General features: G+C 46.8%; 4 protein-coding genes. All 4 read left to right on the top strand.

What is annotated here, in order from left to right:
• Window positions 1–1191, top strand: a 1191-nt coding sequence (locus JXL83_08120) for a hypothetical protein (GenBank protein MBN2364082.1), incomplete at its 5' end; no start/stop codon positions are given.
• Window positions 1188–2057, top strand: a complete 870-nt coding sequence (locus JXL83_08115) for a HEAT repeat domain-containing protein (protein ID MBN2364081.1) — start codon at window positions 1188–1190, stop codon at window positions 2055–2057. The genes JXL83_08120 and JXL83_08115, both read left to right, overlap by 4 nt.
• Window positions 2054–3532 (top strand): amidohydrolase family protein, encoded by a 1479-nt coding sequence (locus JXL83_08110; protein MBN2364080.1) that lies wholly within the window; start codon window positions 2054–2056, stop codon window positions 3530–3532. Before JXL83_08115 ends, JXL83_08110 begins: the two co-directional genes overlap by 4 nt.
• On the top strand, window positions 3525–4283 hold the full coding sequence (locus JXL83_08105; protein ID MBN2364079.1) for a hypothetical protein: 759 nt from the start codon (window positions 3525–3527) through the stop codon (window positions 4281–4283). Before JXL83_08110 ends, JXL83_08105 begins: the two co-directional genes overlap by 8 nt.
• Window positions 4284–4385: the final 102 nt, after the last annotated feature.

The following is a 4385-nucleotide window of genomic DNA, read 5'->3' as shown; positions in this document are numbered from 1 at the left end:
GATTTTTCGAACTTCGAACCCGACCCGACCGCGTGCCCGTACGCCACGGGAGAAATAGTTAAATGGAAAGACGGGCCGGCTGGGCCGGTAATAATCGGCGGCATTGGTCCTAACACATACAAACTAGATCGCGGGATTATATTCGACTCCGGAGGCGACGACGAATATTTTTTGGGAGAAAATATTTTTTCCACATTGCTGATTGTTGATGCCGCCGGAGACGACAGGTATTTTGCGACGTCGGATTTTTCGGTCGCCGGAACATTCGGCGGCGTCTCAGTCATAATTGACAGCCTGGGTGATGACATCTATCAGGGTAAATACGCCTGCCTGGGCGCATCGATATTCGGTATAGCTCTGCTCGAAGATTTGTCCGGCGACGACATTTATATCGGAGAGATCGGTTCTTGCGGCTCTTCGGCATGCGGAATCGGTGTTCTGATGGACAGAGCAGGAAACGACAGATATCTTTCGAAAGCGTATTCCCAGGGCTGCGCGGGGACTTCAGGCGTTGGTCTTCTCGCGGACCTGTCAGGAAATGATTCATACGTATGCAAGGGCGCTTATCTCGACGATCTAAGGTTCAGCCAAAGATATCTCGCGTTCGGGCAGGGATTTTCAATAGGTCTGAGGCCGGACATTCCCGGAGGTTTCGGAATGCTCGTCGACGGCGGAGGCAACGACACATACGACTCGGACGTTTTTTCCCAGGGCTGCGCTTATTGGTACGCCTTCGGAGGATTGTACGACGCGCTCGGCAACGACACATACACCGCTTCTCAGTATGTTCAGGGTTCCGGAGTTCACCTTGCGCTCGGAGTTCTTGTAGACAGCGACGGAGACGATACTTATGTCAGTAAATCCGTCTCTCAGGGCTGCGGACACGACCTTTCGACGGGAATATTAATAGACGAGGGAGGGAACGATTTTTATACTGCCGAGGGACTCTGTCAGGGAGCCGGAAATGCCAACTCCTGGAGTTTTTTCATAGAATCGGCGGGCGACGATTTATATGCCGTAAAAATATCGGAAAATTCGAGAGGATGGTCGGACACGAGAAGAGGATACAGGGGCACCGGACTTTTTATAGATATAAGGGGAAATGACTTATACGTCGGCATCGGAGGCGATTCGACTTCATTTTTGAGGCCGGATCTCGGGCTCTTTCTCGACATCGAGGACGGGATATGATGTTCACTTTTTTGTTTGTCCTCTCTCTCCCGATCATGCCGGTTGAACTCACTCCTCTCGACAGCCTTTTCGTCAGGGCTTCTGTCGGCAGATTCGACTGGCTCGATCTGAATCAGCCGGCCAGAGAATCTTTCGCAGAAATAGGCGATGAAGAGGTCCTTGATTTTCTCTGCGGAAAACTCGAAAACGCTTCGGCGAGGGAATTCGGAGCAATCATCGAAATTTTCAAGCTGATGAATGATAGAGCACGAGAAACAGTTTTGAAATTGATGAACGATCCCGACGAAGAAATGAGAATATCGGCGGTTTACATAGCCGGAGAAATGAAAGACACAACGCTCATAAAAGCTTCTGCCAACCTCGCTTTCGACGGGAACTGGCGGGTCAGATCAAACGCTGCAAGAACTCTCGGAGTTGCCCCCGACACTTCACATCTAACTATTCTTCATTTTCTTCTGCGCGACAGCATTCCTTCCGTCAGACTCAACGCCATCATTTCAATCGGAAAATTTCAAAACATACCGGATTATATAATTGAAACCGCATCCCGGCTTTTGTGCGACTCCAACCTGTTCATTCGTGAAAAAGCCGTCGACGTTCTTCTTGTCGAAGATTCAGCCGCCGCCGAAATTCTTCTGAGAAACAAAGATATCTTTCTCGAGGAGGCCGACCAGTACGTTCTTTTTTTCATAAGGTCAGAACATCCCGCTTCAGTGACGGTTTTGAACGATATCCTGCAAAACGCTTCCGATCAGTTAATACACTCTGTTTTGCTAAACGTGAGGCTGTATGCCCCTGACAAAGAGGAATTTCTGGATTTAGACATGTCTGAAAGATCGTCAATTTCACCAGCTGTTGCGCCTTGAAAGAAATCATTTTCAGAAATTGTCTGCCATTTTCTGCATACAGGCTCAGCGATATTCTCGTTCAGGACGGGATCATAAAAGACATCTCCGTTCCGAAAAAGATCACAATCGAAGGAACCGAAGAAAAGGATCTTTTGGGCAAACCTGTTTTACCGGGTTTTACAGACTGCCATACCCATTTGTCTCAGTGGGGATTGTCTCTTTCGGGACCTTATCTGGCAAACGCCTCCAACAAAGAGGAATGTCTCGATGTGATGGCGTCTTTCATTAAAAACAATCCGGCGTCAGATCATTATCTGGCGTGTGATTACGATGAAAGTCTTTGGAAACCACCCGGAAAATTCACAAAGGAAGACCTCGATTCATTGTCATCTGTTAAACCGTTGGTCGCGAGAAGGGTATGCGGACACTTGGCAGTTGCAAACACTCCCGCTCTTACGGCCATATCTGAAAAAGCGCCTTTTTTACAGGGATTCAGAAAAGATATGACCGATATTGAAACTGGCGTCCTTAAAGAGATTCCCGTTCTTAGAATAAACGAGATGTTCCCGCCCGACGATCAGCAGTTCATGGACGCCCTGAAAAAAGCAGTCCGAAAATATTTCTCTATGGGCGTCACCTCCGTCGGCGAGATAACATCGAATGCATCGAGAAAAAAAATTCTTTCGGCGCGAGATTTAAAACTGAGGTTCAGATTCGCCGCTGTCGAAAAAGATTTCATGTCGCTTTACCGGAATCAAGACGAAGGCATGGAGCACATAACTGCATTAAAAATTTTTCTGGACGGATCTATTGGTGCGAGAACCGCGGCGGTGTCTTTCCCATGGCTGGACACGGGAAAATCCGATCCCGAAGCGCTTTTGATTTCCGATGCCGACGTCATCTCGTACGTGCGTTCGGCTGTGGATGCCGGAAAAAAAGTCTGGATGCACGCAATAGGAGACAGAGCTATTTCGCAGGCTCTCGGCGCCTTCGAGGCTTTCGGAGATTACGATAAAAAGAACTTCAGAATAGAACATTTCGAGCTTCCTTCCGAAAAGCTCATCGAACGCGCCGCAGAAATCGGCGTCTATCTCAGCATGCAGCCAAATTTTATAAGAGCGTGGTCCGGACCCGCGCAATTGTATGAAAAATGCCTGCCTGAAAATATTCTCAAAAACAACAATCCGCTTTCAAAAATTGAAAAAGCCGGATGCAGGCTTTGTTTCGGAAGCGACACCATGCCTCCGGGACCATTATGGGGGATTCACGGAGCGATAAATGCGTTTTTTGAATCACAGAAAGTGAACCTCGAAAACTCTATTAAACACTACACTCTCGACTCCGCACAGTCTTTGGGCGATTTTGACCGGGGTGAAATAAAAAAAGAAAAAAGAGCCGACTTCGTCGTTTTGTCGGAAATACCTCGCGATACGAATCTCGACAGTCTGAAGATCGAACAGGTTTACATAGACGGCGATCTCGTCTATGATTGACATCCACTGTCACCTGCTTCCCGGTGTCGACGACGGTCCGGAGACCTGGGAAGAAACTATCGAACTGCTATCGATACTCGAAAAAGCCGGTTTCACTAAAATCGTTGCCACTCCGCACAGCTGGGGGGCTTCTTTCTATCACGGCAAGATCGAGCTCCTCGTGAAAAAGACAATGGAAATGCTTTCGGCATTGAAAATTGAAATGTCTGTTTTCCGTGGAACTGAAATCTATTTTGAAGATTCTGCCGTTTTCGAAGAAACGTTTCATTCCTGCCTCTCCCTCGCTTCGTCGAAATTTCTGCTCGTTGAATTCGGTTTTTTAAACGCTGTCCAAAGATACGAAGAATTCAGATTCAGCGCCGAAACAAACGGTTACGGAGTAATAATCGCCCATCCATGCAGATATACCGTTTTGGGAATGAATAAACTCGAGAACCTGGTATCCCACGGTTCGTTGATCCAGGTGAATCTGGGATCACTTTCTGGAAAATACGGCGGAGCCGCGCAAAAAAAGAGCAAAAGAATACTCGAAGCCGGAATCTGCCATTTTCTGGCGACGGATTCGCACGGGCCCAACTCTTTCAAAAACTCTCTTGCGGCTGAAATCGAAGAAGCAAAAAGAATATTGGGTGAAAAAGCGTTTAATGTACTGATGTCTGAAAATCCCGAGAAAATCTTTTCCGGTGAAAAACCTTCTTCAATCATGCCAGTGGAAATAAGGCTAAAGACTAAAAAAACGTTTTTCAGTTAAGTCAATAAAATCAGAAATAAAATAATATCAACCACGAAGTGAAGAAAATCATAAAGAAATATTTCTTTATAAAATTTGTATCACAAATTTTATAACTTCGTG

Source organism: candidate division WOR-3 bacterium (assembly GCA_016934535.1).
Taxonomy (GTDB): domain Bacteria; phylum SDB-A; class SDB-A; order SDB-A; family SDB-A; genus JAFGIG01.
Note: the sequence above shows the minus strand (reverse complement) of the source record. Positions and strands in the feature narration are given on the sequence as shown.

Coding starts and splice junctions, on each gene's coding strand:
- JXL83_08105 (MBN2364079.1), top strand. CDS start 3,525: ATGATTGACATCCACTGTCACCTGCTTCCCGGTGTCGACGACGGTCCG.
- JXL83_08115 (MBN2364081.1), top strand. CDS start 1,188: ATGATGTTCACTTTTTTGTTTGTCCTCTCTCTCCCGATCATGCCGGTT.